Consider the following 3,010-nt stretch of genomic DNA (forward strand, 5'->3'; position numbering starts at 1 on the left):
CCAGCAGCACCCGCTTGCCGTTGACCTCCTGATAGTAACGACCGGTCAGTACCAGGGTGAACTCGTAGTAGTCGTGCTGGTGCAAACCGGTTCCGCTCACCTGTTTGTTGTAGATGAACATGTGGAATGGTTTGTTGTTAAACAGTTCGGTTTCCCGGATTGTTTTAACGCTCATGAGTCGCTTCCTGATCTGCGGGCCGATGACGGGGCCTCTCGCCCCGTCCGGAGGTTATTGGTTCTGCAGCTTTTCGTGCAGCTCGATCAGCTCGCTGATCAGCTCACGGGCCAGCATGGAGGTCATCAGGTGATCCTGGGCATGGACCAGCACCAGGGTGACCGGGATCTTGCCTTCCCCCTGATCGTCCTCGATCAGCTGGGTCTGCACCAGATGGGCGGCATTGAGCGCCTCGCGGGATTGGGCCATCAGCTGGTGAGCGGCGGCCAGGTCCCCCTCCTTGGCCTTTTTCAGCGCGGTGTAGGCGAGACTGCGGGCCTGCCCGGAGTTGATGATGAGCCCCATTACCACCTCTTCCAGATCGTTGCTGGTGGTGGCCTCTTCAGTGATGTTGTCCAGATCGAACATGTGTCGTTCCTTACGTAAATGCGTTAATTGAAACCGTTAATTAAAACCATGGTTGCGCGCTACCTCGGCAAACCAGTAGCCGCTCTTCTTGATGGTGCGCTGCTGGCTCTCCAGATCGAGGCGGACGAAGCCATAACGGTTCTTGTAGGCGTTGAGCCACGACCAGTTGTCGATAAAGGTCCACAGGTGATAGCCGCGACAGGCGCTGCCCTCTTCCAGTGCGCGATGCAGCCACTGGAGGTGCTCGCGAATGAACTGGATGCGGTAGTCATCCTCCACCCGTCCCTCGGGACCGATAAAGCGCTCTTCCCCTTCGACCCCCATGCCGTTTTCCGAGATGTAGCAGGGCAGGTTGCCGTAGTTGACTCGCAGGTCGGTGAGGATGTCGTAGATCCCTTTTTCGTAAATCTCCCAGCCGCGGTGGGGGTTCATCTTGCGGCCCGGCATCTCGTAGTAGTCGAACAGATCTTCCGGCGTGCGCGGTACACCCTGCCACGCCACCTCTTTGGCCTTGACCCGGCGCGGCTGGTAGTAGTTGATGCCGAGGATATCCACCTTGCCGGCGGCGAGCAGCGCCTTGTCACCCTCTTCGATCTGCGGCAGCAAGTCGTACTGCTCTAGCAGCGCGACCAGCTCGGGGTCGTAGCTCCCCTTCAGGGCAGGATCGAGGAAGCTCTTGTTGAGCAGCAGATCCGCGATGCGGGAGGCTGCGAGATCTGCCGGATCCTGCGAGCGGGGATAGGTCGGGCTCAGGTTGAGGATGATGCCGATCTCGCCATCATGCTGGCAGGCGCGATAGGCCTGCACGGCACCGGCATGGGCCAGCGCGGTGTGGTAGGCGACGGTGGCCGCCCTACCAAAATCGACCACGCAGGGGTAGTGGTAGTGGCCAAGGTATCCGCACTCGACCGGCACAATCGGCTCGTTGAAGGTGAACCAGTGCTTGATACGACCGCCAAACAGGTCGAAGCAGCGGGTGGCGTAGCGCACATAGGCGGCCACCACTTCCCGGCTCTCCCAGCCGCCACGCTCCTGCATGCACATCGGCATGTCGAAGTGGTAGAGGTTGATAAGCGGGGTGATCCCCTCGGCCAGCAGCCGGTCAAAGACGGCGTTGTAGAAGCTGACCGCCTCCTGGTTGATTTCGCCCACCCCGTCCGGGATCAGCCGTGACCAGGAGATGGAGGTGCGAAAACTGTTGTGCCCCAGCTGCTTGAGCAGCTTGATGTCGCTCTCGAAGTTGTCATAGAAGGTAGAAGTGTCGGTCGGGCCGACCCCGTTGTGGAAACGCTGCGGTTCGATGGAGAACCAGTAGTCAAAGATATTGGCGGATTTGCCGCCGCGGTTGGCGGCGCCTTCCATCTGCGGGGCCGAGCTGGCGCTGCCCCACCAGAAGTTATCCGGAAAACGATACTGCATGGGTTACTTCTCCAGGCTGTTAGGGGAGGAGTTTTGCTCCTCCCTTGCTGTCATTGGAATGGCTGTTATCAGAACTTCAGAGCCAGAGCGATATCCTCTTCGCTCTCCTCTTCTTCATCGATGACGTTCTGCGCTTTGTTGGCAATCAGCACGAAGGGGATGTACATCATGGTCGCGACACCCAGGTTGAATATCGCCAGACAGAAGGCGGCCACGCTGCCGTTGGTGTTGAAGAAGGCTCCCAGGCCGGTCGGCATGGTCCATGGCGCTATGTTGGTGATGGGCGGGATGATCCCGGCGTAGTAGGCCGCCATGGTGATCCCCATCAGTACCGGGTGCACCAGGATGAAGGGCACCAGCAGGATGGGGTTCATGATGACCGGCAAGCCGAACAGGATGGGCTCGTTGATCTGGAACATGCCGGAGGGCAGACCCAGCTTGGCGACCTGACGGTAGTCATCGCGACGGGAGACCATAAAGATGGCGATGATGAGGCCCAGCGTGGCACCGGTGCCGCCGAGGAAGACGAAGGAGTCGGTGATCGGCTTGGCCCAGAAGTGGAACTGCTTGCCTGCCTCCAGAGCAGCTTCGACCGAGCCGTACTGGTTGTAGAGGGCGACGTTTTCCAGGGCGAAGGGGAAAAGTACGCCTGACTCCAGCGCAGTGAGCGCCAGCATGCCGTGTACGCCGAAGAACCAGAGGAAGGAGGAGAAGATCACATAGACCCAGCCCACCAGACCCCCCATATTGGCCAGCGGGGTGGAGATACTGTCCATGATCAGCTGGTGGAAGTTGGTGCCGGCATTGTTCAGCAGGTAGGAGATCACCCCCATAATGGAGAGGATGATAAAGCCCGGGATCAAAGCCGAGAAGGAGCGGGAGACAGAAGTTGGAACGCTGTCTGGCAGGGTGATGACCCAGTTGCGACGGACGATAAAGGCGAACATTTCGGCCACGGCGATACCGATCAGCATGCCGGAGATGATGTTGGCTCCGCCCAGCCAGTTG

Annotated in this window: 3 protein-coding genes; all 3 read right to left on the reverse strand. The window is 59.4% G+C overall.

Features of this window, described 5'->3' with window-relative positions:
• Positions 1-229: 229 nt before the first annotated feature.
• Positions 230-583, reverse strand: a complete 354-nt coding sequence (gene chbA / locus BN1139_RS08930; protein WP_005350025.1) for a PTS N,N'-diacetylchitobiose transporter subunit IIA — start codon at positions 581-583, stop codon at positions 230-232.
• Between the two features lie 36 nt (positions 584-619).
• Positions 620-2,002 (reverse strand): glycoside hydrolase family 1 protein, encoded by a 1,383-nt coding sequence (locus tag BN1139_RS08935; protein ID WP_005350027.1) that lies wholly within the window; start codon positions 2,000-2,002, stop codon positions 620-622.
• 68 nt (positions 2,003-2,070) lie between these two features.
• A partial coding sequence (locus BN1139_RS08940) for a PTS transporter subunit EIIC (RefSeq protein ID WP_041980402.1) occupies positions 2,071-3,010 on the reverse strand: 940 nt, incomplete at its 5' end.

The sequence above is a fragment of the Aeromonas veronii bv. veronii genome, from assembly GCF_000820225.1.
Classification (GTDB): domain Bacteria; phylum Pseudomonadota; class Gammaproteobacteria; order Enterobacterales; family Aeromonadaceae; genus Aeromonas; species Aeromonas veronii.

Coding starts and splice junctions, on each gene's coding strand:
- chbA (WP_005350025.1), bottom strand. CDS start 583: ATGTTCGATCTGGACAACATCACTGAAGAGGCCACCACCAGCAACGAT.
- BN1139_RS08935 (WP_005350027.1), bottom strand. CDS start 2,002: ATGCAGTATCGTTTTCCGGATAACTTCTGGTGGGGCAGCGCCAGCTCG.